Here is a 20,921-nt window from a genome sequence, read left to right on the forward strand (position 1 = left end):
GCCGGTCAGGCCGTCAGGTCGATGTAGACGGGTCGCGGCTCGGCCGGGCCCGAGGCGCGGTCCACGTTCTCCACGACCGACTGCTGCTTCAGCGTCGCCGCGAGTCGCTGGGAGATCGTCTGCACCAGCGCCTGCTGGCGGGCGAACAGGTCCTCGGCGCGGGCGCGCACGGCCTCGGGCATCGGGCCGCGGGCGGCGGGCACGTCCCACCCCTCCAGGTCCGGGTCGTCGTCGGCGGCGAATGCCTTCTCGACCCGGATGACGTCGAGCTCGATCCGGTCGAGCGCGACCTGCCAGGCCTCGTGGTCGGCGTCCGGGGCGCGGCCGAGACCGCCGTGGTCGACGAACATCTCAGGCCACCGTGCTCTGCAGGGCGGCCTCGCGCCAGGTGTCGGCGAGCTGCTCGACCAGGGCGAGGCAGCCCTCGGCCCGGGCGAGGTCCTTGCCGACGTTGGCCCGCACCAGCTCGGCGTGCAGGAAGTCGTAGATCGACGCGAGCTGCGGGCCGCCGGCCCAGGCGTCGACCTGGAGGCTGCTGCGCAGCTCCATCACGATCTCCTGGGCGTGCACCAGCTGGCCGTGCGCCGTCAGCGGGTCGCCGGCGCGCAGGGCGTCGGTGCCTCGGGTCACGTCGAGGACCAGCCGGTCGCAGAGCATGACCAGCAGTCGGGCGGGACTGGCGGTCGCCACCGAGGCGTCCAGGTAGGCGGCACGTACGTTCATGGCGGTTCCTTCGCGAGGGCCGGGGCTCAGCCGTTGTTGGCGGAGAGTTGGCCGAGCTGGCTGGAGAGCCAGCTCGACTGGCTGTTCATCGTGTTCAGGGCGACCTCGAGCGCGGTGAACTGGCGACTCAGGGTGTTGCGCCGCAGCTCCAGCCGCACGGACCAGGCCTCGATCGAGTCCTCCAGCCGGTCGATGCCGGCGGTGCGCCCGGTGATGGCCGCCGTGAGCGTCCCTGTGTACGGGTCGCTGTAGTCCTTGCCGACCTTCTCGACGCGCGCGGCGAACCCGTTGCCCGCGGTGTCGAACTTGGCGGCGACGCCGGCCGGGTCGGCGGCGTACGCCGAGGCGAACGCGTCCGCGTCGAAGACCAGCTTCCCGTAGCGGTCGACCTGGATCCCGACACCGGCCAGCGAGGTGCCGTCTGCCGGGTAGATCGACTCGAGCAGGTCGTTGCGCAGGGCCCGGACCGTGGAGTCGCCGAGCAGCTGCCCGCCGCTGCCGGTCTTCGAGTCGTACGCCGTCTGGCTGCCGATCCCGGTCAGGATGGCGTTCGCCGCGTCGACCAGCGCCTTCACCGAGTCCGAGAGGGCCTTCGGGTCGCGGGCGACCGTGACGCTCACCGGGGTGGTGCCGACCGCGGCGGCGGAGACGGTGACGTCGAGCCCGGGCACGAGGTCCTCGAAGGTGTTCGTCGCCGAGGTCACCTCCAGCGCACCGAGGACGAGACGCGCGTCGGTGGCCTCCCGGGTGCTCGGCTGGCCGAGGGCCAGGGAGCCTCCGGGGCCGGCCTCGAGCGTGAACCGCTCGGCCGCGCCGGTGGCCGTGGACTCGACGAGCAGGTTGTAGCCGGTGCCGCTGCGTACAGCTGTCGCACGGAGCCCGGCGTCGGCGCCGTTGATGGCGTCCATGACGCCCTTCAGGCTGCCGTCGGCGACCGCGATCTCGGTGCTGGTGCCGCCGCGGGTGAGCGTGAGGGTGGTTCCGGTCAGGACCGTGTCGGTCAGTGCCCGGGGGTCGTTCCAGGCCTGCTGGTGGGACCGGGCGACCGAGCTGACCGTGAAGTCGAGCTGGGCGGCCGCGGCCGTCTTGTCGGCGATGACCGTGACGGCCGTGGAGGAGGAGGTGGGCGTCAGCGCGTTCCAGGTCTCGGCCTTGCCGAGGTTCTTGGCCTGCTCGGCGAGCTTGCTGAGCGCGGTGTTCAGCGACTGCAGCGTGCTGAGCACGGTCTGCTCGGCCTTGACCTTGGTCTGCAGGCTCCGCTGCGTGTTCGCCTCGAGCTGCATGAGCTGGTCGACGAGGCTGGCGCCGTCGAAGCCGCTGAGACCGCTGATCTGGGCGGTGGCCACGGTTCCTCCTGGTCAGTTCGGCACGAGCGTGCCGGTGGAGCGGGGGCCGCCGCCGATGAGCGACGACGGCCGGGAAGCGGAACGGGCCGGGAGGGGCGTGCTGCCCCTGCCCGGCCCGTTCACAGGATCAGCGCAGGAGCTGGAGAACGCCCTGCGGGACCTGGTTGGCCTGCGCGAGCATGGCGGTGCCAGCCTGCGACAGGATCTGGCTCCGGGTCAGGTTCATCATCTCGGAGGCCATGTCGGTGTCGCGGATCCGGCTCTCGGAGGCCGAGAGGTTCTCGATCGCGACGTTCACCGAGTTGATGGTGTGCTCGAACCGGTTCTGGATCGCACCCAGCTCGGCGCGCTGCGTCGAGATGGTGGTGATCGCGGTCTGGACGGTGTTGCTGTCCGTGATCACGGCGGCCGAGACGTCGATCGCGGCGAGGGCGGTCGCCGAGATGTCGATCGTGTCGGTGCTCTCGAAGCCAGTCTGGAAGGTGCGCTCACCGCCGCCGAACAGCGTGTTGCCGTTGAACTTGGTGTTCGTCTCGATCCGCTCGATCTCGGTGTGCAGCTGGCCGAACTCGGCCGACAGCGCCGCCTGCGACTCGGTGCTCTGGGTGCCGTTGTTGTACTGCACGGCGAGATCGTTCATGCGCTGCAGCATGGAGTGGACCTCGGTCAGGGCGCCTTCAGCGGTCTGGGCGACCGAGATGCCGTCCTGGGCGTTGCGGACGGCGACCTTGAGGCCACCGACCTGCGAGCGCAGGCCCTCGGAGATCGCCAGGCCGGCGGCGTCGTCGGCGGCCCGGTTGATCCGGAAGCCCGAGGAGAGCTTCTCCAGCGACTTCGACTGCGCGCTCTGGGTGCTCGACAGGTTGCGGTAGGAGTTGAGCGCGTCGATGTTCTGGTTGATGCGGAGACTCATGATGGTTCCTTCCTTGGGGGGAGTCCGTGCTGCTGGGGCCCATCCGTGGGCCCCGTCGGACTGTGAATCGGCACCCGGAGGTGCTGGTTGAGAAGATCTGCGAAGTTATTTTGCGACTTCGTGTCGATCCGAGCCCTTCATCGGCGGGATCGTGATGTCGCTGAGAGAAAACTCGGCCGAATCTCGAAGGTCCCGCCGCGGGTGGTCGGCGGGCGGGCGCGGCCCGGGCCAGCGGTGAGCCAGCCACCCGGGGCCGGCGGTGAGCTAGCCACCGATGGCCGCACCAGAACGGGGGCAGGCTCACCGCTCACCCGAGGCGGCAGCACGCCAGCCGGGAACTGAAGAAGAGGACCGCGTCAGGCCGTGATGTTGAGGCTCGCCAGCCGGGAGGCGTCGCGGACGGCGACCGGCCGCGCGGCAGCGTGCCGCTCCGCGACCGCGGTGATGTACGCATCCCGACGACGCGCCACACACCCACCCGGCTTCGCCACCGGCGCCAGCTGCTCAGGATCCAACGCCGCATTCAACGCATCACGCAGCATCACCATCGCCTCGGCCCGGATCTGGGAGACCCGCGACTCACTGACCCCCAGCTCCTCAGCGATCTCCGCCATCGGCTGCTCCGCCAGGAAGTACCCCTCGACCACCGCCCGCTGCCGCGCCGGCAGCTCCGCGATCGCCTCACCCAGATACTGCAACCGCTCCCGGTGCAACACCAACGCCTCCGGCGTCGGACCCGCCGAGACCAACGACTCCGCCAGCGACCCCGCCGCACCCTCCGGCCCCTCGACCGTGGCCTGCAACGACAACACACTCGCCCGCGTCAGATCCTCGTCCGAGGCCGTGACCTCCTCGGCCTCGATCCCCAACGCCGCCGCGACCGCCGCATTGTCCGGCAGCTGCCCGATCGTCACCGCCAACCGGTTCCGGGCCTCCTCGACCTCACGACCACGACGCCGCACCGACCGCGAGGCCCAGTCCACCGACCGCAGCTCATCCATGATCGCGCCCCGGATCCGGGTGCTCGCATACCGCGCGAACGGCACCCCCCGCTCCGCCTCGAACGCCCGCGCCGCCAACACCAGCGCCGCCAACCCCGCCGAACGCAGATCATCACGATCCACATGCGAGGGAACCCGACTCATCGTCTCGCGGACCAGATGAGCCACCAGCGGGACATGGTCGACCGCCAACCGGTCGGCAGCAGCCGACCCAGACGTAGAGCCGGGGACAGAACCAGGGGGAACCGAGGCCGCGGGGGACGGCAGGGGCGCGATGGGGGGGATCACGAGATCATTCCCGCACGCGGGAGGGCGCCAGCGGAAGGGATTCCTAAAGACCCCTCCTACAAATGGCCGAACCGGACTACCTGGGCCAGGCCGCCGTAGTCCGTTCGGGTGGTGCCAACCGTCGTCCGGGCCAGGCAGAAGGTCCTGGTTGACTAGTTGCGGGCCCGCGGGCCCGAATTGGGAAAAGATCCTCAGGACGTCCGGTCCGGTGCCGATCTTCCTCGACGTCACCGGTCAGGGTGGCCGCCGCTCCCGGCCGGGGACGGTGAACAGCGTGGGTAGGGCTCATGGAGAAGTTGTCAGTCATCCTGTGGCGCGAGCGAGAGCTCCTCGACGACCTGCTGTTCCACCTGGAGGTGGAGCAGCTGGTGCTGGCCAGCGGGCGCTCCAAGTGGCTGCTGAAGGCCGCGAAGGACGTCGAGGCGGTCCTGGACGACATGCGCAGGACCGAGGTCCTGCGCTCCGTCGCCGCCGACGAGGCCGCCGCCCTGGTGGGCCTCAAGCCGAACCCGTCCCTCCAGCAGCTGGTCGACGCCGCGGAGGAGCCCTGGCGCTCGATCCTGGAGGACCACCGCGAGTCGCTGACAGCGACCACCCGCGAGGTCGTCGCGCTCGCCGACGCCAACCGCGACCTGATCACCAACGGCTACCGCTCCGCCCGCGAGACCCTGATGACGCTCGGCGGCACCACGACGACGTACGGCGCCGACGGCACAGCGGTCACCGAGGCCGACCTCCCGCCCTCCCGGATCGACAGGACCCTGTGATGACCGGCACCTTCGCCTCCTTCAACACCGCCCTGAGCGCGCTGCGCTACCAGCAGATCGCCATGGACGTCGCGAGCAACAACGTCGCGAACGCCACCACCGAGGGCTTCGTGCGCCGCCGCGCCGAGGCGGTCACGGTGGGCGCCCCGACCCAGACCAGCATGTGGTCGCGCTCCAGCAGCTCCGGCGACGGTGTCGGCCTCGGCAGCCTGCAGCGGATCGTGGACCCGTTCCTGGACCTGCGCTCGCGCCGCGAGCACGGCAAGCAGGCCTTCCTCGACACCCGGGTCACGGTCCTCTCCCGGGTCGAGAGCGGCGTCGGCGAGCCCGGCAAGTCCGGCGTCTCGGCCGCCATGGACAGCTTCTCCGCCGCCTGGGACGACCTCGGCAACCACCCGGACACCGCCGCCTCCCGCAGCCAGGTCATCGCCACCGGGGTGGCCGTCGCCGACGCGCTCCGGGCGCAGTCGAGCAACCTCACCTCCGAGCTGTCCGACCAGCGCAACCACCTGATGAACCTCGCGGACGAGGTCAGCGCGACCGCCGCCGACCTGGCCGCGATCAACCGGAACCTCGCCGCCGCCCAGTTCGAGGGCACCGGCACCAACGACCTGCTCGACCAGCGCGACCTGCTCACGCTGCGGCTCTCGGAGCTGACCGGTGCCGTCGGCACCGAGCGCCCCGACGGCGGCATGGACGTGACCGTCAACGGCGTCAGCCTGGTCTCGGGCAGCACCGCCGGACAGGTGACCGTCATCTCCGGCGTGGCCCCCGACGGCTCCTCCGACGGCGCGCCGCTCTCGCTGGGCATCACGGTCGGCGCCACCACCACGCCGCTGGCCAACGCCGCCTGGGGCGGGCAGATCGGCGCCGTCGCGGAGCTGGTGACCATCACGCTGCCCGACTACCTCGCCGGCCTCGACGCCGTGGCCAAGACCGTCGCGGACTCGGTCAACTCCCTGCACACCGGCGGGTACGACGCCGACGGCAACCCCGGCGTCGCCTTCTTCACCTACGACCCGGCAGCGGGCGCCGCGGCCAGCCTGCGCGTCGCGCTGACCGACCCCGACCAGGTCGCGGCCTCGTCGCTGCCCGGTGGGGTGCTGGACGGCGGAAACGCCGACGCGCTCGCCGAGGCCGACGGCGCTGCCTCGGCGTACCAGCGCCTGGTCAACGGGCTGGGCAGCACCGTGCAGTCCGCGACCCGGCTCGCCCAGACCCAGCAGCTGCTCACCACGCAGGTGGACAGCTCCCGCGAGCAGCTGACCGGCGTGAACCTCGACGAGGAGACGATCAACCTGCTGGTCGCTCAGCGCTCCTACGAGGCGGCCTCGAAGGTGATGTCGGTCCTCGACTCCGTGCTCGACACGCTCATCAACCGCACAGGGGTGACCCGCTGATGGCAACGTTCCGCGTGACTCAGAGCATGATCAGCCACCGCTCGCTGGACTCCCTGCAGCTCGGCCTGGGCCGGCTGGCCAAGGTCCAGGAGCAGCTGTCGACCGGACGGGTGCTGAACCGGCCCTCGGACTCCCCCACCGACACCACCTCGGCGATGCGGATCCGCTCGGCCTACACCCGGACCGAGCAGTACATCCGCAACGCCGACGACGCCGTCGGTCGCCTGGGCCTGGCCGACACCACCCTGGGCACCATGGGCGACCAGGTCCGCCGGGTCCGCGAGCTGGTGCAGCAGAGCCGTAGCGGCGCCAGCTCGACGGTCTCCCGCGAGGCGCTGGCCACCGAGATCGAGCAGCTGCACGGCAGCCTGCTCGCCGACGCCAACACCAAGTACCTCGACCGGCCGATCTTCGGCGGCATCACCGCGGGCACCGACGCCTACGACGACACGGGCACCTTCATCGGGGTGGCCGGGACCATCGGCCGCAAGGTCGGCTCCGACGTCACCGTCCGCGTCGACCTCGATCCCACCGAGTTCCTCGGCTCGGGCCCGACCTCGGTCTTCGCGGCCGTCGAGAACGCCGCGCTCGCGCTGCGCTCCGGCGACGAGGCCGGCATCAACACGGCCCTCGACCAGCTCAGCGGCTTCATGAACGACATCAACGCGGCCCGGGCGACCGTCGGAGCCCGCCAAGCCCAGGTGGAGCGGTCCCAGGCCGCAGCTGAGGACGCGAAGGTGGACCTGACCTCCCGACTGACCGACCTCGAGAACGTCGACGTCGCCGCCGCCTCGATCGACCTCAAGCTGCAGGAGATGGCCTACCAGGCCGCACTCGCCGCCACCGCGCGCGTGGTGCAGCCCAGCCTGCTGGACTTCCTGCGATGAGCACGTGGGAGGCTGCGACCATGCCCGACACCACCGTCGTCGACGCGCCGGTCATCGATCTCGTGCACCCGCTGCCGGGCTTCCCCGACCAGCGCCGGTTCCGCCTCCTGCGCCTCGACGACGAGGGCACGCTGTGCGCCCTGCGGTCGCTGTCCGACCCCGAGCTGCGGTTCCTCGTGGTGCCTCCGGCGCCGTTCTACCCCGACTACGCGCCGGTGATCGACGACGCCACCGTGAGCGACCTGGCGATCGCCTCCGCCGAGGAGGTGCAGCTGCTGCTGATCCTCACCCCCGGCGACACGCTCGCGGACACCACCGCGAACCTCCGGGCCCCCGTCGTGCTGAACACGACGACGCGCCGGGCCGCCCAGGTGATCCTCGAGGACGCCGACCTCTCGGTCAGCACCCCCCTGCTCGGCTGACCGACTCGCCGCTCCCGCGCCTGCGACGGCCCGGTCCGGCGGCACCGGTGCCCGGCGCCGGGTAGGCTGCACGACGTGCTGGTTCTGAGCCGCCGCATCGGCGAGAGCGTGGTGATCGGTGACAACGTCACCGTCACGATCCTCGACGTCCGCGGTGACGTCGTACGCGTGGGGATCGACGCCCCCCGTTCGGTCGCGGTCAACCGTGCCGAGCTGCTCGCCGAGCTCGAGTCCAGCAACCGGGCCGCCGCGTCCGCGAGCGAGCAGACCGTCTCGGCCCTCGCCGAGCAGCTGCGCCAGCGTCGCGACTGACTGCCCGACCCGCCTCAGGCGACCCGGACGGTCTGCCGCGGCCGGTAGATCGACGAACGCCCCGCCGGCACCCGCTCCCAGGCGTCGTCGACCCCCATCGTCATCTCGGCAGCCCCGAGGAACAGGTAGCCGTCCGGGGCCAGCACCTGGCTGACCCGCCGCAGGATGTCGCGCTTGGTCGCCACGTCGAAGTAGATGAGCACGTTGCGCAGGAACACCACGTCGAAGCGGCCCAGCGGCGGGAACGGCCGCACCAGGTTCAGGCTGCGGAAGCTGACCCGCTCCTGGAGCTGCGGATGGATCCGCCAGCTCAGCCCGGCCCGCTCGAAGTGCCGCACCAGGGTCGTGGCGGGCAGCCCGCGGTTGACCTCGAGCTGGGAGTACTCCCCGAGCCGGGCCCTGGCCACCATCTCCTCGGACAGGTCGCTGGCGACGATCTCGACCCGGCGACCGGCGAGCACCGGCAGGTCCTCGGCGACCATCGAGATGCTGTACGGCTCCTGACCGCTCGAGCACGCCCCGGACCAGATCCGGATCGGCCCGGTCCGCTTCGCGGCCAGCTGGGGCAGCACCAGGTCCTCGAGGGTGCGGAACGGCTCGCCGTCGCGGAACCACGAGGTCTCGTTGGTGGTCAGCGCCTCGACGACCGCGCGGATCGCCGCCGGGTGGGGACGTCGCTCGAGGTCGGCGACGTAGGCGTCCACCTCGTGGTGCCCGGCGGCCCGGGCCAGCGCGAGCAGCCGCGACTCGACGAGGTACTCCTTGCCGGCCGGCAGCACGATCGCGCTCTCGGCGTGCACCACGCCCGCGACGAACGCGAACGTGCGGGCGGAGATGCTCATCGGGCTCCTGCCGCGACGGCGCAGCGGGTGGCGCCCAGGCGCTGGACCAGCTCGGTCGCGATCTCGGGAAGCGCAAGCACCTGCTCCGCGAGCCCGGCCTGTGCCACGGCGCCGGGCATCCCCCACACCACCGACGTGGCGCGGTCCTGGACCACGACGCTGCCGCCGGCGTCCACGACCACCTGCGCGCCGCGGCGGCCGTCCTGACCCATCCCGGTCAGGACCGCGGCGAGGACGGCGCCGCCCACTGCCTCCACGGCGGAGCGGAACAGCACGTCGACGGCGGGGCGGCAGTAGTTCTCCGGCGGGTCCTGGGAGAGCCGCGCGACCAGGCCGCGTCCGGACCGGGCCACCAGCAGGTGCCGGTCGCCGGGTGCGATGTAGACCGACCCGGGCAGCAGCGGCTGCCCCTGCTCGGCCTCCACGACCCGGGCGGCGACCCGCCGGTCCAGGCGGGCGGCCAGCTGCTGGGTGAACACCGGGGGCATGTGCTGGACGATCGCCACGGGGACCGGCAGCACCGGCAGCGCGCCGAGCAGCGTGCCCAGCGCCTCCGGCCCGCCGGTGGAGCTGCCGATCACCAGCAGCTCGTGGCCGCCGGGGGGAGCCGGGCGCGGGTCGCGCAGCTGCACGGTCGGCGTGGCTGTGACCGTGACTGTGGCCGTGGTGGCACCGGCGCCGGGCAGCGGGGCCGGGTGGCCCATCCGCGGGACGAGCGACCGGATCCGCGGGATCAGGGCGTCGCGGACCTGGTCCATCGAGCGGGTCACGCTGCCGACGTTGGCCGGCTTGGCGACGTAGTCCGAGGCGCCGGCGGCGAGGGCGTCCAGGGTCGCCACGGCGCCCCGCTCGGTGAGGGTGCTGAACATGATGATCGGGATCCGCGACCCGGTCGCCCGGATCCGGCGTACGGCCTCGATGCCGTCGACCTCGGGCATCTCGATGTCCATGGTCACCAGGTCCGGCGCGAGCGCCTGCACCTTCTCGACCGCGGCCCGGCCGTTGACGGCGGTGCCGACGACCTCGATGCCCGGGTCGGCGCGGAGCAGGTCGGTCACCAGCCGCCGGATGACTACCGAGTCGTCGACAACCAGCACCTTGATCTTGTCCACCCGGATGTGTCCTCACGTTCGGCCCGCTACCCGTGCGGACAGCCAGGGCCCTCATCGGCAGCGCGGGTGCGGACCTGAGGAGGTCAGGCCAGATGTGGCGGGCCGTACACAGCAGTCCACCCGGCGAGGAGCGTCTCGGCGTCCGCGGTGTCGATCAGGTCGATGGCCGTCAGCGCCACGACGGCGCCGGACGCCGCGTTCCAGACGCCGTACGCCGCGTCGCGGGGGGTGAGCCCGGCGTCGTGGAAGGCCGCCACCGCGGCGAGCTGGGCGTCCAGGGCGAGCCGGAGCCGCTCGGTGACCGACAGCGCCCAGGTGGCCCGGTGCACGGCCGGGGCCCAGGCGGCGGTGTGGGCGCGCCGTTCGTCGGTCGCGGTCCGCCAGCGCCGACGGGTCGTGGCATCGGCCGACGCCAGGGTCGCGAGGGCGCGGTCGAGGGGCTCCACGCCGACCGGCACGGTCCGGTCGCGCAGCGGGACCCCGGAGCGCAGCAGCGGCACGGCCATGGCGCGACGCACGGCAGGGTCGAGTGCGGTCTCGCGGTAGCCGGCGGTGGCGGCGTCGACGAGCACGTCCGCGGCCAGGGACGCGGCCGGGTCCTGGACGGCCAGGCTGGCGCCGCCGAGCCAGGTCCAGTCGAGCAGCTCGTGGCGCACGAGCCGGTCCAGCCCCCGCTGGTCCCCCAGCAGCGCCGCCTCCAGGCGGCCCAGCACCCGGGCGTCGCCGCGGTCACCGCGCAGCAGCGCCTCGACGGCACGCCCCACGGTGCCGGCCATCCGTCCGTCCTCGGGCCGCTGCGCCAGCAGCTCGGCCCAGCCGGCCCGCACGCAGTCGCCGGGATGCTGGGCGGCGATCCGGTCGAGGTCCTCGGGGCGGCAGGCCAGCGCCGTGCGCAGCACCGCGGCGGCCCGCGCTCCGCCGGGGAGCCGGGCCAGGTCGAAGCCGAGCGCGGTGCCCGCCACCAGCGTGTAGGTCATGCCCCTCCGTCCGCCCGACCGGCGGCCCGGGGCCGCCCGACGTCCGGACGGTGCCCGTCAGGCCTTGAAGTACGCCACAGCGCCGCGAAGGTCGTTGGCCATCCGGGCGAGCTCGGCGACCGCGGCCTGGGACTGGCTCATCGCCTCGGTCGTCGACACCGCCGCCTGCGAGACACCCGCAATGTTCGCCGCAATCTCATGACCCCCCGTCGCCGCCTCCGCCACATTGCGCGACATCTCATTCGTCGTCGCCGTCTGCTCCTCCACCGCCGACGCAATCGTCAACTGATAGTCATTGATCGACGCGATGATCCCCGCAATCTCCCCGATCGCCGCCACCGCACCACCCGAATCCGACTGAATAGCCTCCACCCGCCGCGCAATATCCCCCGTCGCCCGCGCCGTCTCCTGCGCCAGCTCCTTCACCTCGTTCGCCACCACCGCGAACCCCTTCCCAGCCTCACCAGCCCGCGCCGCCTCGATCGTCGCGTTCAACGCCAACAAATTCGTCTGCTCCGCAATCGAGGTGATCACCTTCACCACATTCCCGATCTCCACCGACGACTCCCCCAACCGCGACACCGTCACATTCGTCGACTCCACCGACGCCACCGCCAACGAAGCCACCCGCGCCGCCTCATTCGCCGAATGCGCAATCTCCCGAATAGACGCACCCATCTGCTCCGCACCCGCCGCCACCGTCGACACATTCCGCGAGACCTCACCAGCAGCCCCCGCCACCACCCCCGCCTGCACCGACGTCTCCTCCGCACCCGCAGCAATCTGCTGCGTCCCCACCGACAGCTCCTCAGCAGCACCCGCCACCGCCTCCGCCGACTCCCCCACCGACGCCACGATCCGCGCCACCGAGTCGATCGACCCGTTCAGCGAGGTCTCGAACTCGCCGAGCTCGGCGGCCGAGGTCTCCGGCACCCGCTGGGTCAGGTCGCCGTGGGCGAGCGCCTGGAGGGTCCGGACGCCCCGGCGCAGCGGCCGGATGATCGAGCGCGTGATCGCCGCGGCCATCGCCGCGAGGATCACCATCGCCAGGACGGCCACGAGGATCGTGGCGCGGATCGTCCCCGACCGGGCCCCGGCCTCGTCCGCCGCCCGCTCCCGGGACTCGGCGGTGATCTGGTCGATCGACCCGCCGAGCACGGCGTCCACCTCGTCGTTGGCGGCCTCGATCTCCGCCACCCGGTCCCGCGTGGCCTTCTGGTCCTCGACGGCGTCGGCGACGAACGCGGTGACGGTCGCGGCGTAGCCGCTCAGCAGCCGCTGGAAGGCCGCCTCCTGCTCCGCGGTGGTCTCCAGGGTGCCGGTGGGCATCGCGTCGACGAGCTCGTTCAGCGTCGCGACGTCCTCCTCGACCTCGGCCGCCAGCGCGGCGGGATCCTCGGCGCTCACCGACCGCAGCGCGTCGTACTTCAGCTCGCTGGAGCGGGTGTCGATGGCGTGCAGCGCCGCCCGGGTGTCCTGCAGGGCGTCCAGCTCGTGTCCGGACTCGTCGAGCTGCTGGACGCTGTGGACGGCGACCGCGCAGATGACCAGCGAGCTCAGCATCCCGATGCCGGCGATCGCGGCGAGCCGGCGACCGACGGTCCAGGTGACCAGGTTCTTCATGGGGGTGTCCTCGGGGTCGTGAAGTTCAGGCCGGATCAGGCCGGGTCGGCCCAGATCGGGCCAGGTCGGGTCGGGCGAGCTCAGGCGGCGACGGCGCGGTCGACGTCGAGGGCCAGCAGCAGCTGGTCCTGGAGCTTGTAGGCGCCGAGGATGAGGTCCCGGGCGATGCCGGTGAGGGTGTCGGGCGGGGGCTCGAACTGGTCGGCGTCGACGTCGACGACCGACCCGATGCTGTCCACGAGCAGGGCCACTGGCTCACCGGCGACCCGGATCACCACCAGCATCGGCTCCTCCTCGCCCGAGTACGCCGGCAGGCCGAGCTGCTCGCGCAGGTCGATGGCCGTGAGCACCTGGCCGCGCAGGTTGATCAGTCCGGCGACCGTGGCGGGGGCCAGCGGCACCCGGGTGCGGGGCTGGCCGCGCAGCACCTCCTGCACGGCGTCGACGGCCACGCCGTACCGGCGCCCGTCCAGGGCGAAGGTCACCAGTCGGGTGCTCACATCGCCTCCGCGAGCTCGGGCGCCCCGGGGCCGGGAACGGCGGGGACTGCGGTGACGGGGTCGTAGAAGCCGGGGTCCGCGGCGAGGATCGCGGCGCGCACGTCGAGCAGCTCGACGATGCGGTCGCGCACCAGCGCGGACCCGAGCAGGCCGTGGTCGTCGACGTCGCTGCGGACGGTGGCCTCCTCCTCGACGATGTCGACGATCTCCTCCACCACGATCGCCACGCTCCGCTCCCCCGCCGAGTACACGACCACCGTCAGCTCCTCGCCCTCCTCGGCGCCGTACGCACCGAGGTGGCGGGCCAGGCGCAGCAGCGGCAGGATCGCGCCGCGGTACTGCACGACCTCGCGGCTCCCGACCTGCGACACCGACGCGCTGGAGATCCGCTCCAGGCGGGTGACCGAGGACAGCGGGATCGCCACCCGGCGCTCGCCGCCGATGCCGACCACGAGCATCCGCTGGGAGTCGGTGACCTCGGCGGGCGCCTCGACGGCCCGGGCCTGACCGGCCACCCGCTCCAGCGTCTCGGTGGACAGGACCCGGCGGGCGAGGACCGGCACGTCCAGGATCAGCGCCACCCGGCCGTCACCCAGGATCGTCGCCCCGGAGTAGATCCCGAGCTCCTTGATCCGCGAGGTGAGCGGCTTGACGACGATCTCCTCGGTGCTCAGGACCCGGTCGATGACCAGGCCGAAGCGCTTGCCCTCGGCCTGCAGGACCGCGATCAGCACGTGCCCGTCGGACCGGACCGACTCCACGCCCAGGACGTCGGCCAGCCGCACCAGCGGCAGCAGCGTCCCGCGCAGGCGGTAGACGTCCGCGCCGTTGACGTCCTCGACCTCGGTGGCCGCCCGGTCGGCGTCCAGCGCGACCAGCTCCAGCAGGTTCACCTGGGCGATCGCGTAGCGGTCGCCGGCGCACTCGACCGTGAGCGCCGGCACGATCGCGAGGGTCAGCGGGATCCGGAGCCGGCAGGTGGTGCCGCGGCCGAGCACGGACTCGACCTCGATGGTCCCGCCCATCGACTCGATGTTGGTGCGGACCACGTCCATGCCCACGCCGCGGCCGGACACGTTGGTGACGGCGGCGGCGGTGGAGAAGCCCGGCAGGAAGATCAGCTGGAGGACGTCGGCCTGCGACATCGAGTCGATCTGGGCCTGGGTGCGCAGCCCCCGCTCGACGGCCTTCGCGGCGATCCGGGCCGGGTCGATGCCGGCCCCGTCGTCGCAGACCTCGACGACGACCTGGCCGCCCTCGTGGTAGGCGCGCAGCGTGAGCACGCCCTCGGCGGGCTTGCCGGCGGCGACCCGCTCGGCCGGGACCTCCAGGCCGTGGTCGACGGCGTTGCGCACCAGGTGGGTGAGCGGGTCCTTGACCGACTCCAGCAGGGACCGGTCGAGCTCGGTGTCCTGCCCCTCCATCACCAGCATGACGGACTTCTCCAGCGCGGAGCCGAGGTCGCGGACCACCCGCGGCAGCTTCGACCACAGGTGGTCGATCGGCTGCATGCGCGTGCGCATCACGCCTTCCTGCAGCTCGCTGGCGATCAGGTTCAGCCGCTGCGCGGCGCTGGCCATCTCCGGTGCCGCCGCCTGCTCGCCCGCCTGGCGCACGATCTGGTTGCGGGTGAGCACCAGCTCGCCGACCAGGCGCATCAGCGCGTCGAGCAGGTCGACGTCGACGCGGACCGAGGCGTCCGCGGCGTTGCGGCGCGGGGTCTCGGGGGTGGCCGCGAGCTCGGGGACCGGGGCGGGCTCGGGAATCGGGGTGGGCTCGGGAGCCTGCTCCGGCTGGGGGGCGGGCTCGGGCGCTGGAGCCGGCTCCGGCTCGGCGGGGGCGGGCTCCCCGTCCAGGGTCGCCGAGATCCGGGCCACGACGGCGGCGACGTCGACGTCGCCCTCGGTTCCGCCGGTCTCGATCGAGGCGAGCAGCTCGCGGACGACGTCGACCATCGCGAGCAGCGTGTCGGTGGTGCCGTGCGTCATCGACATCTGGCCGTCGCGCAGCCGCGCGAGCAGGTTCTCGCCGACGTGGGTCACCGCCTCGAGCCGGCCGAACGCCAGGAACCCGCTGGTGCCCTTGATCGTGTGGATGGTGCGGAAGATGCTCGCGAGCAGCTCGCGCGACCCCGGCGCCCGTTCCAGCGCGACCAGGTCGCGGTCCAGCTGGTCCAGGTTCTCGTAGCTCTCCACGAGAAACTCCTGGACGATCTCGTCCATGTCATCCATGCGGCGGCGTGCCTTCCGTCGTGAGCAGCACCTCCCTATCGGTCCGGATCCGGCGCACCTGAGCCAAACGACCGGCCCGGTGGCAGGCTGACGCCATGACTGACGGTGTGACTGACGGTGTGACTGACGGTGTGACTGACGGGGCTACCGGGAGCACGAGCGGCTGGCAGGACCCCGCGGCGATCTCGCTGATGCTCGACGAGTGCGAGACCTGGGCGGTCGTGGGCCTCTCCGGAGACCCCGGGCGCACGGCGTACGGCATTGCCGCGCTGCTCCAGCAGCGCGGCAAGCGGATCGTCCCGATCCACCCCGACGCCCGCCCCGTGCTCGGGGAGCAGGGCTACGCGAGCCTGGCCGAAGTGCCGTTCCCCGTCGACGTCGTCGACGTGTTCCGTCGCTCGGAGGCGGCCGGCGAGTTCGCCGACCAGGCCGTCGCCATCGGCGCCCGGGCGGTGTGGTTCCAGCTCGGCGTGATCGACGAGGCCGCCTTCGCGCGCACCACCGCGGCCGGCCTGGCCATGGTCATGGACACCTGTCCCGCCATCGAGTGGGGCCGTCGCTGACCCGGCTGACCCGGCTGTGGCGGCTGCGGCGGCTGCGGCGGCTGCGGTGAGCTGGCCACCGAAACCCGACCAGAAACGGTGGCAGGCTCACCGCTGCCCCCGGACGGCCCGGACCGAGCCGACCGGACCCGCACCGGTGAGCACCCGCACCGGCGGGTACCGGGCCGGCCATGGACGCCGACATCACGCTCACCGTCGACGGCGAACGCCGCTCGGTCACGGTGGACACCCGGACCACCCTCCTCGATGCGCTGCGGGAGCGGCTCGGCGTGATCTCGCCGAAGAAGGGTTGCGACCACGGCCAGTGCGGCTCGTGCACGGTGCTGCTCGACGGCCGGCGCCACCTCAGCTGTCTCACCCTGGCCGTCGCCCAGGACGGCGCCGAGGTCGTCACCGCCGCCGGGCTCGGGGACGGCGACGACCTGCACCCGGTGCAGCAGGCCTTCCTCGACCACGACGGCTACCAGTGCGGCTACTGCACCCCCGGACAGGTGTGCTCAGCGGTCGGCGTCCTCGACGAGGTCCGCCAGGGCCATCCCAGCTCGGTCACCGACGACCTCGGGTCCGACCCCGAGCTCACCGACGAGGAGATCCGGGAGCGGATGAGCGGCAACCTGTGCCGCTGCGGCGCGTACGCCGGCATCCTCGCCGCGGTGCGCGAGGCGGCGGGCGCATGAGGGAGCTCACCTACCTGCGCCCCGACGACGCCGCCTCGGCGGTCGCCGCCGTCACGGGCGACCCGGACGCCCGGTTCCTCGCCGGCGGGACCAACCTGGTCGACCACCTCAAGCTCGGCGTGGCCCGCCCCGGGGCGCTGGTCGACGTGAGCCGGCTCGGGATGGACCGGGTCGAGGAGGTCGAACTCCCCGACGGCGGCACCGGCCTCCGGGTCGGTGCCTCGGTGCGCAACAGCGACCTCGCCGCCCGCCCCGAGGTGCGACGCCGCTTCCCGGCCGTCGCCCGCGCCCTGCTGTCCGGGGCGTCCGGCCAGATCCGCAACCAGGCGACCACCGCCGGCAACCTGCTCCAGCGCACCCGCTGCGTGTACTTCCAGGACGTCAGCACCCCCTGCAACAAGCGCGAGCCCGGCACCGGCTGCTCGGCGATCGGCGGCTACGGCCGCTACAACGCGATCCTCGGCGCCAGCCCGGACTGCGTCACCGTGCACCCCTCCGACCTGGCGGTCGCGCTCGCCGCGACCGACGCCACCGTGGTGGTGCTCGGCCCGGACGGCGAGCGCCGGATGCCGTACGCCGAGCTGCACCGGCTGCCCGGCGACCGCCCCCAGGACGACACGACCCTGCGGCACGGGGAGTTGATCACGGCCGTCGAGCTCGCCGACTCCACGCTCGCCCGGAGCTCGGGCTACCACAAGGCGCGCGACCGGGCGTCGTTCGCGTTCGCGCTGGTCTCGGTCGCCGCCGGCCTGGACCTGGCAGCCGACGGCACCGTGCGCGACGTCCGCATCGCCTGGGGCGGCGTGGCGCACAAGCCGTGGCGGGCCGAGGTCGCCGAGGAGCGGCTGCGCGGCGGCCCGATCGACGAGGCAGCGGTCCGCGCGGCGGCGGAGGCCGAGCTGGAGGCGGCCAGCACCGACGAGCAGACGGCGTACAAGGCAGCGATGGTCCGCAACGCGACAGTGCTGGTGCTCGGGCAATTGGCCCGCGAGATCACGAGGAGAAACCAGCGATGACCGAGGTCCGCACCCAGCCCGTGACACCCCGGTCGATCGGCACCCCGGTCCCGCGCCACGACGGCCCCGAGAAGGTCACCGGCCGCGCGACGTACGCCGTCGACCACGGCGCGGCCAGCGGCATCCACGACCCGCTGCAGGCCTGGCTGGTGCTCGCCACCGTCGCCCGCGGCCGGATCCGGTCGGTCGACGCGGCCGACGCGCTCGCGCACCCGGGCGTGGTCTCGGTGCTCGACCACACCAACGCCCCGCGGCTGGCAGACGCCGAGAACGGCGAGCTGCGGATCCTCCAGGACGACGCGGTCGGCTACCGCGGCCAGATCGTGGCAGTGGTGCTGGCCGAGACCTCCGAGGCCGCCCGGGAGGGCGCCGCGCTGGTGCGGGTCTCCTACAGCGTGGAGCCGCACGAGGCCGAGCTGCGCGAGGACAACGCCACCTACCGTCCCGAGGTGGTCAACCCGAGCATGCCGACCGACACCGAGGACGGCGACGTGGAGGCCGCGCTGGCCGAGGCCGACGTGGTCGTCGAGGAGACCTACCGCACCGCCTACGAGGCCAACAACCCGCTGGAGCCGCACGCGCTCGTCGCCCGCTGGCTCGACCAGCCTCCGCCGGGCGAGGCGGTGCTGACCCTGCACGACTCCACCCAGGGCGTGCACGGGGTGGTCGCCGCGCTGGCGCCGATGCTCGGCCTGGAGCCCGAGCAGGTCCGGGTGCTGGCGCCGTACGTCGGGGGCGGCTTCGGCAGCAAGGGCGAGCCGCACAGCCACGAGGTGGCGGCTGCCCTGGCCGCCCGGACCACCGGCGGCCGCCCGGTCCGGCTCGCCGTGACCCGGCAGCAGATGTTCGGCATGACCGGATACCGCACCGCCACGATCTCGAAGTTCCGCCTCGGCGCCCGTGCCGACGGCACCCTCACCGCGATCGAGCACCGGGTGCTGGAGCAGACCTCGACCGTGCGCGAGTTCGCCGAGCAGACGGCCTCCCCGACCCGGATGATGTACGCCGCGTCCGCGCGCCGCACCAGCCACCGGCTGGCCCGCCTGGACGTGACAGTGCCGTCGTGGATGCGGGCGCCCGGCGAGATGCCGGGGATGTTCGCCCAGGAGATGGCGATGGAGGACCTCGCGGTCGCCTGCGGCATCGACCCGGTCGAGCTGCGGGTCCGCAACGAGCCCGCGATCGACCCCGAGACCGGCAACCCGTGGAACTCGCGCCGGCTGGTCGAGTGCCTGGAGCGCGGCGCGGAGCTGATCGGCTGGTCGGCCCTGCCGGCCGAGCCGCGCGCGACCCTGGACGGCGACTGGTGGGTCGGCACCGGCGTCGCGTCGGCCGCCTACCCGACCAGCCAGATGCCGGGGAACTCCGCCCGGATCCGGTCCCTGCCCGACGGGCGGTACGCCGTCGCGGTGGCCGCCGTGGACATCGGCACCGGCGCACGCACGGTGCTCGCGCAGATCGCGGCGGACGCTCTCGGCTGCCCCCTCGAGGCCATCGAGCTGGAGATCGCCGACAGCCGGCTGCCGCCCGCCACCGTGGCCGGCGGGTCCTCGGGCACCAGCTCGTGGGGCACCGCGGTCGTGGCGGCGGCCCAGCAGTTCTGCGCCGACCACGGGAGCTCCCCCGACCCGGGCCTGGAGACGACCGTCTCGGCGGCGGACAACCCGAACCAGGAGACGCACGCGATGTACGCCTTCGGCGCGGTCTTCGCCGAGGCCCGCGTGCACCGCCTCACCGGTGAGGTCCGGGTGCCGCGACTGGTCGGGGTCTACTCGCTCGGCCGGGTCATCAACCCGGCCACGGCCCGCTCCCAGCTGCTCGGCGGCCTGACGATGGGCCTCGGGGCGGCGCTGCACGAGGAGGCGTGGCGCGACCCGCGCACCGGCCACTTCGTCACCCAGGACCTCGCGACCTACCACGTCCCGACGCACGCCGACGTGACCGGCTTCGAGGCGCACTGGCTCGACGAGGAGGACCCGCTGGCGAACCCGATGGGAGCCCGGGGCATCGGGGAGATCGGGATCGTCGGGACCGCGGCTGCCGTGGCGAACGCGACCTACCACGCCACCGGCGTCCGGGTGCGGGAGATCCCGATCACCGCCGACCGGTTCCTGGACTGACCTCCGGGCTCCCCCGGACCAGCCGGGTCGCCGCGGTGGCTGCGGCGCCGACGGCCCGCTCCAGCGGCCCGCGGCGCCGCACCGCGGCGTACAGGGCCCCGATCGCGAGCAGCACCAGCGCGTGCCAGTGGAAGGCGTCGTCGGGAGGCCACAGGGCGTCGGTGCGCAGCAGCACGTGCAGGCTGTAGAGGGTCAGCGTCATCGTGCCGGCCCCGGCGAGGACCCGCAGCGCCTCGCGCGGCAGCTCCCCGAGGGCACCGACGAGCAGCAGGCAGCCGCCGATCACGGCCACGGCGCTGCCGGTCGTCTGGGCCAGGTCGAACGTCGTGGCGCTGTGCGGGTGCGCGACGAGCAGCCACTGCCAGGACCCGCCGGTCGGGGTGGTGCCGTACAGGCCCGCGGGGGCGTCGGCGAGCCGGGCGGCCGTGGCGGCAGCGGTCTCGCCCTCGACCGTCGGCGTCGCCGCCCACGCCACCAGGAGCCGGGAGACCACCGTCGCCAGCACGGCGGTCGCGAGCCCCGCGCCGAGCAGGACCCGCTGCACCGTGCGCGCCCGCAGGTCCAGCCGTCCCACTGCCATCCCCACCAGGAGGTAGGCCAGCCAGGGCAGGGCCGGGTAGTAGCCGGTGAGCAGCAGCTCCGCGAGGAGCCGGCCGGGCTCGGCGAGCTGGCCGGGGTCGGGGCTCTCCCAGCCCCGCTCGGGCAGCTCGGGCCGCACCAGGTGCGAGAGCACCGGGACCACGACCGCCCACGCCCCGGCCAGCGCCAGCAGGGCGCGCGGACCGAGCGCGGTGAACGGCAGCGCCAGCAGGAACAGCACGCCGTAGTAGGTCAGGATCACCGCCAGCCCGGAGTCCGGGACCCCCAGGGCGAGGCCGAGCAGCGCCACCAGCAGTGCCCGCACCGCCAGTCCCGCGCACCGGGCGCCGAGCTCCCGGCCCGCGAACCGCTGCCGACCCCCGGTGGCCAGGGCGACCGTGACGCCCGCGAGCACCGCGAACAGCGCCGAGGCCCGCCCGCCGGCGAGCCACTGGGCCGGCTCGAGCTCCCGGTCCGGCCCGAACGGGTCGAGCACGTGGGTGGCGACCATCCCGAGCAGGGCCAGGCACCGGGCGACGTCCAGCCCGACCAGGCGCCCCTCGAAGCGCCCCTCGAAGCGCCCCCCGAAGCGCGTGGTGGCCGCCGGCACCCGCGCCATCGG

General features: G+C 73.2%; 21 protein-coding genes. 9 read left to right on the forward strand and 12 right to left on the reverse strand.

The features are described 5' to 3' along the window. Positions 1-5: 5 nt before the first annotated feature. The 5 genes from EBO35_RS14985 to EBO35_RS15005 all read right to left on the reverse strand — a co-directional run bounded on the left by EBO35_RS14985 (position 6) and on the right by EBO35_RS15005 (position 4,271). A complete protein-coding gene (locus EBO35_RS14985) occupies positions 6-350 on the reverse strand; it encodes a hypothetical protein (protein ID WP_122818420.1) in 345 nt (114 codons plus the stop codon). A gap of 1 nt (position 351) precedes the next feature. Continuing rightward, complete coding sequence (locus EBO35_RS14990) at positions 352-723, reverse strand: flagellar export chaperone FliS (RefSeq protein WP_122818421.1); 372 nt, start codon at positions 721-723, stop codon at positions 352-354. A gap of 26 nt (positions 724-749) precedes the next feature. Beyond that, the gene (fliD, locus tag EBO35_RS14995) at positions 750-2,069 is read right to left on the reverse strand and encodes a flagellar filament capping protein FliD (RefSeq protein ID WP_122818422.1); all 1,320 of its coding nucleotides are present in this window, start codon (positions 2,067-2,069) and stop codon (positions 750-752) included. Between the two features lie 127 nt (positions 2,070-2,196). Then, positions 2,197-2,982 (reverse strand): flagellin N-terminal helical domain-containing protein, encoded by a 786-nt coding sequence (locus EBO35_RS15000; RefSeq protein WP_122818423.1) that lies wholly within the window; start codon positions 2,980-2,982, stop codon positions 2,197-2,199. Positions 2,983-3,338: 356 nt separating this feature from the next. Beyond that, positions 3,339-4,271, reverse strand: a complete 933-nt coding sequence (locus EBO35_RS15005) for a sigma-70 family RNA polymerase sigma factor (protein WP_396954351.1) — start codon at positions 4,269-4,271, stop codon at positions 3,339-3,341. A 287-nt stretch (positions 4,272-4,558) separates the two neighbouring features. Here EBO35_RS15005 and EBO35_RS15010 point away from each other — a divergent pair, with 287 nt between their 5' ends. The 5 genes from EBO35_RS15010 to csrA all read left to right on the forward strand — a co-directional run bounded on the left by EBO35_RS15010 (position 4,559) and on the right by csrA (position 8,059). Then, on the forward strand, positions 4,559-5,038 hold the full coding sequence (locus tag EBO35_RS15010) for a flagellar protein FlgN (RefSeq protein ID WP_122818424.1): 480 nt from the start codon (positions 4,559-4,561) through the stop codon (positions 5,036-5,038). Further along, complete coding sequence (gene flgK, locus EBO35_RS15015) at positions 5,038-6,438, forward strand: flagellar hook-associated protein FlgK (protein WP_122818425.1); 1,401 nt, start codon at positions 5,038-5,040, stop codon at positions 6,436-6,438. Before EBO35_RS15010 ends, flgK begins: the two co-directional genes overlap by 1 nt. A gap of 14 nt (positions 6,439-6,452) precedes the next feature. Beyond that, entirely contained in the window at positions 6,453-7,325 is an 873-nt protein-coding gene (locus EBO35_RS15020; RefSeq protein ID WP_164477989.1) for a flagellin N-terminal helical domain-containing protein, read from the forward strand. A 20-nt stretch (positions 7,326-7,345) separates the two neighbouring features. Next, complete coding sequence (gene fliW, locus EBO35_RS15025) at positions 7,346-7,747, forward strand: flagellar assembly protein FliW (protein ID WP_241153722.1); 402 nt, start codon at positions 7,346-7,348, stop codon at positions 7,745-7,747. A gap of 75 nt (positions 7,748-7,822) precedes the next feature. After that, positions 7,823-8,059: a carbon storage regulator CsrA gene (csrA, locus tag EBO35_RS15030; RefSeq protein WP_122818428.1), complete on the forward strand. Its 237-nt coding sequence runs from the start codon at positions 7,823-7,825 to the stop codon at positions 8,057-8,059. Between the two features lie 14 nt (positions 8,060-8,073). Here the strand turns inward: csrA and EBO35_RS15035 are convergent, their stop codons facing one another. The 6 genes from EBO35_RS15035 to EBO35_RS15060 form a co-directional block, all read right to left on the reverse strand. Further along, positions 8,074-8,901, reverse strand: coding sequence for a CheR family methyltransferase (locus EBO35_RS15035; RefSeq protein WP_122818429.1), 828 nt, complete (start codon positions 8,899-8,901; stop codon positions 8,074-8,076). Further along, the gene (locus EBO35_RS15040) at positions 8,898-10,013 is read right to left on the reverse strand and encodes a protein-glutamate methylesterase/protein-glutamine glutaminase (RefSeq protein WP_122818430.1); all 1,116 of its coding nucleotides are present in this window, start codon (positions 10,011-10,013) and stop codon (positions 8,898-8,900) included. Before EBO35_RS15040 ends, EBO35_RS15035 begins: the two co-directional genes overlap by 4 nt. An 83-nt stretch (positions 10,014-10,096) precedes the next feature. After that, a complete protein-coding gene (locus EBO35_RS15045) occupies positions 10,097-10,990 on the reverse strand; it encodes a hypothetical protein (RefSeq protein ID WP_122818431.1) in 894 nt (297 codons plus the stop codon). A 57-nt stretch (positions 10,991-11,047) separates the two neighbouring features. Continuing rightward, positions 11,048-12,613, reverse strand: coding sequence for a methyl-accepting chemotaxis protein (locus EBO35_RS15050; protein ID WP_122818432.1), 1,566 nt, complete (start codon positions 12,611-12,613; stop codon positions 11,048-11,050). Positions 12,614-12,693: 80 nt separating this feature from the next. Further along, positions 12,694-13,113 carry a chemotaxis protein CheW gene (locus tag EBO35_RS15055; protein ID WP_122818433.1) on the reverse strand — a complete coding sequence of 140 codons (420 nt, stop codon included), beginning with the start codon at positions 13,111-13,113 and terminating at the stop codon, positions 12,694-12,696. Beyond that, on the reverse strand, positions 13,110-15,344 hold the full coding sequence (locus tag EBO35_RS15060) for a chemotaxis protein CheA (RefSeq protein WP_122818434.1): 2,235 nt from the start codon (positions 15,342-15,344) through the stop codon (positions 13,110-13,112). The genes EBO35_RS15055 and EBO35_RS15060 overlap by 4 nt, the downstream gene beginning before the upstream one ends. Positions 15,345-15,475: 131 nt before the next feature. Between EBO35_RS15060 and EBO35_RS15065 the strand changes: the two genes are divergently transcribed. The 4 genes from EBO35_RS15065 (at position 15,476) to EBO35_RS15080 (ending at position 19,720) form a co-directional block, all read left to right on the forward strand. Further along, positions 15,476-15,907: a CoA-binding protein gene (locus tag EBO35_RS15065; protein ID WP_241153723.1), complete on the forward strand. Its 432-nt coding sequence runs from the start codon at positions 15,476-15,478 to the stop codon at positions 15,905-15,907. A gap of 170 nt (positions 15,908-16,077) precedes the next feature. Further along, on the forward strand, positions 16,078-16,584 hold the full coding sequence (locus tag EBO35_RS15070; RefSeq protein WP_122818436.1) for a 2Fe-2S iron-sulfur cluster-binding protein: 507 nt from the start codon (positions 16,078-16,080) through the stop codon (positions 16,582-16,584). After that, positions 16,581-17,600, forward strand: coding sequence for an FAD binding domain-containing protein (locus tag EBO35_RS15075; RefSeq protein ID WP_122818437.1), 1,020 nt, complete (start codon positions 16,581-16,583; stop codon positions 17,598-17,600). The genes EBO35_RS15070 and EBO35_RS15075 overlap by 4 nt, the downstream gene beginning before the upstream one ends. After that, positions 17,597-19,720, forward strand: coding sequence for a xanthine dehydrogenase family protein molybdopterin-binding subunit (locus tag EBO35_RS15080; protein WP_122818438.1), 2,124 nt, complete (start codon positions 17,597-17,599; stop codon positions 19,718-19,720). Before EBO35_RS15075 ends, EBO35_RS15080 begins: the two co-directional genes overlap by 4 nt. Here the strand turns inward: EBO35_RS15080 and EBO35_RS15085 are convergent. Beyond that, positions 19,695-20,918 (reverse strand): heparan-alpha-glucosaminide N-acetyltransferase domain-containing protein, encoded by a 1,224-nt coding sequence (locus EBO35_RS15085; protein WP_122818439.1) that lies wholly within the window; start codon positions 20,916-20,918, stop codon positions 19,695-19,697. The two genes, EBO35_RS15080 and EBO35_RS15085, sit on opposite strands and share 26 nt — an antisense overlap. Positions 20,919-20,921: the final 3 nt, after the last annotated feature.

The organism is Nocardioides pantholopis (assembly GCF_003710085.1).
Taxonomy (GTDB): domain Bacteria; phylum Actinomycetota; class Actinomycetes; order Propionibacteriales; family Nocardioidaceae; genus Nocardioides; species Nocardioides pantholopis.

What these genes read in the sequence shown, in the direction of transcription:
- EBO35_RS14985 (WP_122818420.1), bottom strand. Translation starts at nt 350, where the DNA reads ATGTTCGTCGACCACGGCGGTCTCGGCCGCGCCCCGGACGCCGACCAC.
- EBO35_RS14990 (WP_122818421.1), bottom strand. Translation starts at nt 723, where the DNA reads ATGAACGTACGTGCCGCCTACCTGGACGCCTCGGTGGCGACCGCCAGT.
- EBO35_RS15000 (WP_122818423.1), bottom strand. Translation starts at nt 2,982, where the DNA reads ATGAGTCTCCGCATCAACCAGAACATCGACGCGCTCAACTCCTACCGC.
- EBO35_RS15010 (WP_122818424.1), top strand. Translation starts at nt 4,559, where the DNA reads ATGGAGAAGTTGTCAGTCATCCTGTGGCGCGAGCGAGAGCTCCTCGAC.
- flgK (WP_122818425.1), top strand. Translation starts at nt 5,038, where the DNA reads ATGACCGGCACCTTCGCCTCCTTCAACACCGCCCTGAGCGCGCTGCGC.
- fliW (WP_241153722.1), top strand. Translation starts at nt 7,346, where the DNA reads ATGCCCGACACCACCGTCGTCGACGCGCCGGTCATCGATCTCGTGCAC.
- EBO35_RS15035 (WP_122818429.1), bottom strand. Translation starts at nt 8,901, where the DNA reads ATGAGCATCTCCGCCCGCACGTTCGCGTTCGTCGCGGGCGTGGTGCAC.
- EBO35_RS15045 (WP_122818431.1), bottom strand. Translation starts at nt 10,990, where the DNA reads ATGACCTACACGCTGGTGGCGGGCACCGCGCTCGGCTTCGACCTGGCC.
- EBO35_RS15050 (WP_122818432.1), bottom strand. Translation starts at nt 12,613, where the DNA reads ATGAAGAACCTGGTCACCTGGACCGTCGGTCGCCGGCTCGCCGCGATC.
- EBO35_RS15060 (WP_122818434.1), bottom strand. Translation starts at nt 15,344, where the DNA reads ATGGATGACATGGACGAGATCGTCCAGGAGTTTCTCGTGGAGAGCTAC.
- EBO35_RS15070 (WP_122818436.1), top strand. Translation starts at nt 16,078, where the DNA reads ATGGACGCCGACATCACGCTCACCGTCGACGGCGAACGCCGCTCGGTC.
- EBO35_RS15075 (WP_122818437.1), top strand. Translation starts at nt 16,581, where the DNA reads ATGAGGGAGCTCACCTACCTGCGCCCCGACGACGCCGCCTCGGCGGTC.
- EBO35_RS15080 (WP_122818438.1), top strand. Translation starts at nt 17,597, where the DNA reads ATGACCGAGGTCCGCACCCAGCCCGTGACACCCCGGTCGATCGGCACC.
- EBO35_RS15085 (WP_122818439.1), bottom strand. Translation starts at nt 20,918, where the DNA reads ATGGCGCGGGTGCCGGCGGCCACCACGCGCTTCGGGGGGCGCTTCGAG.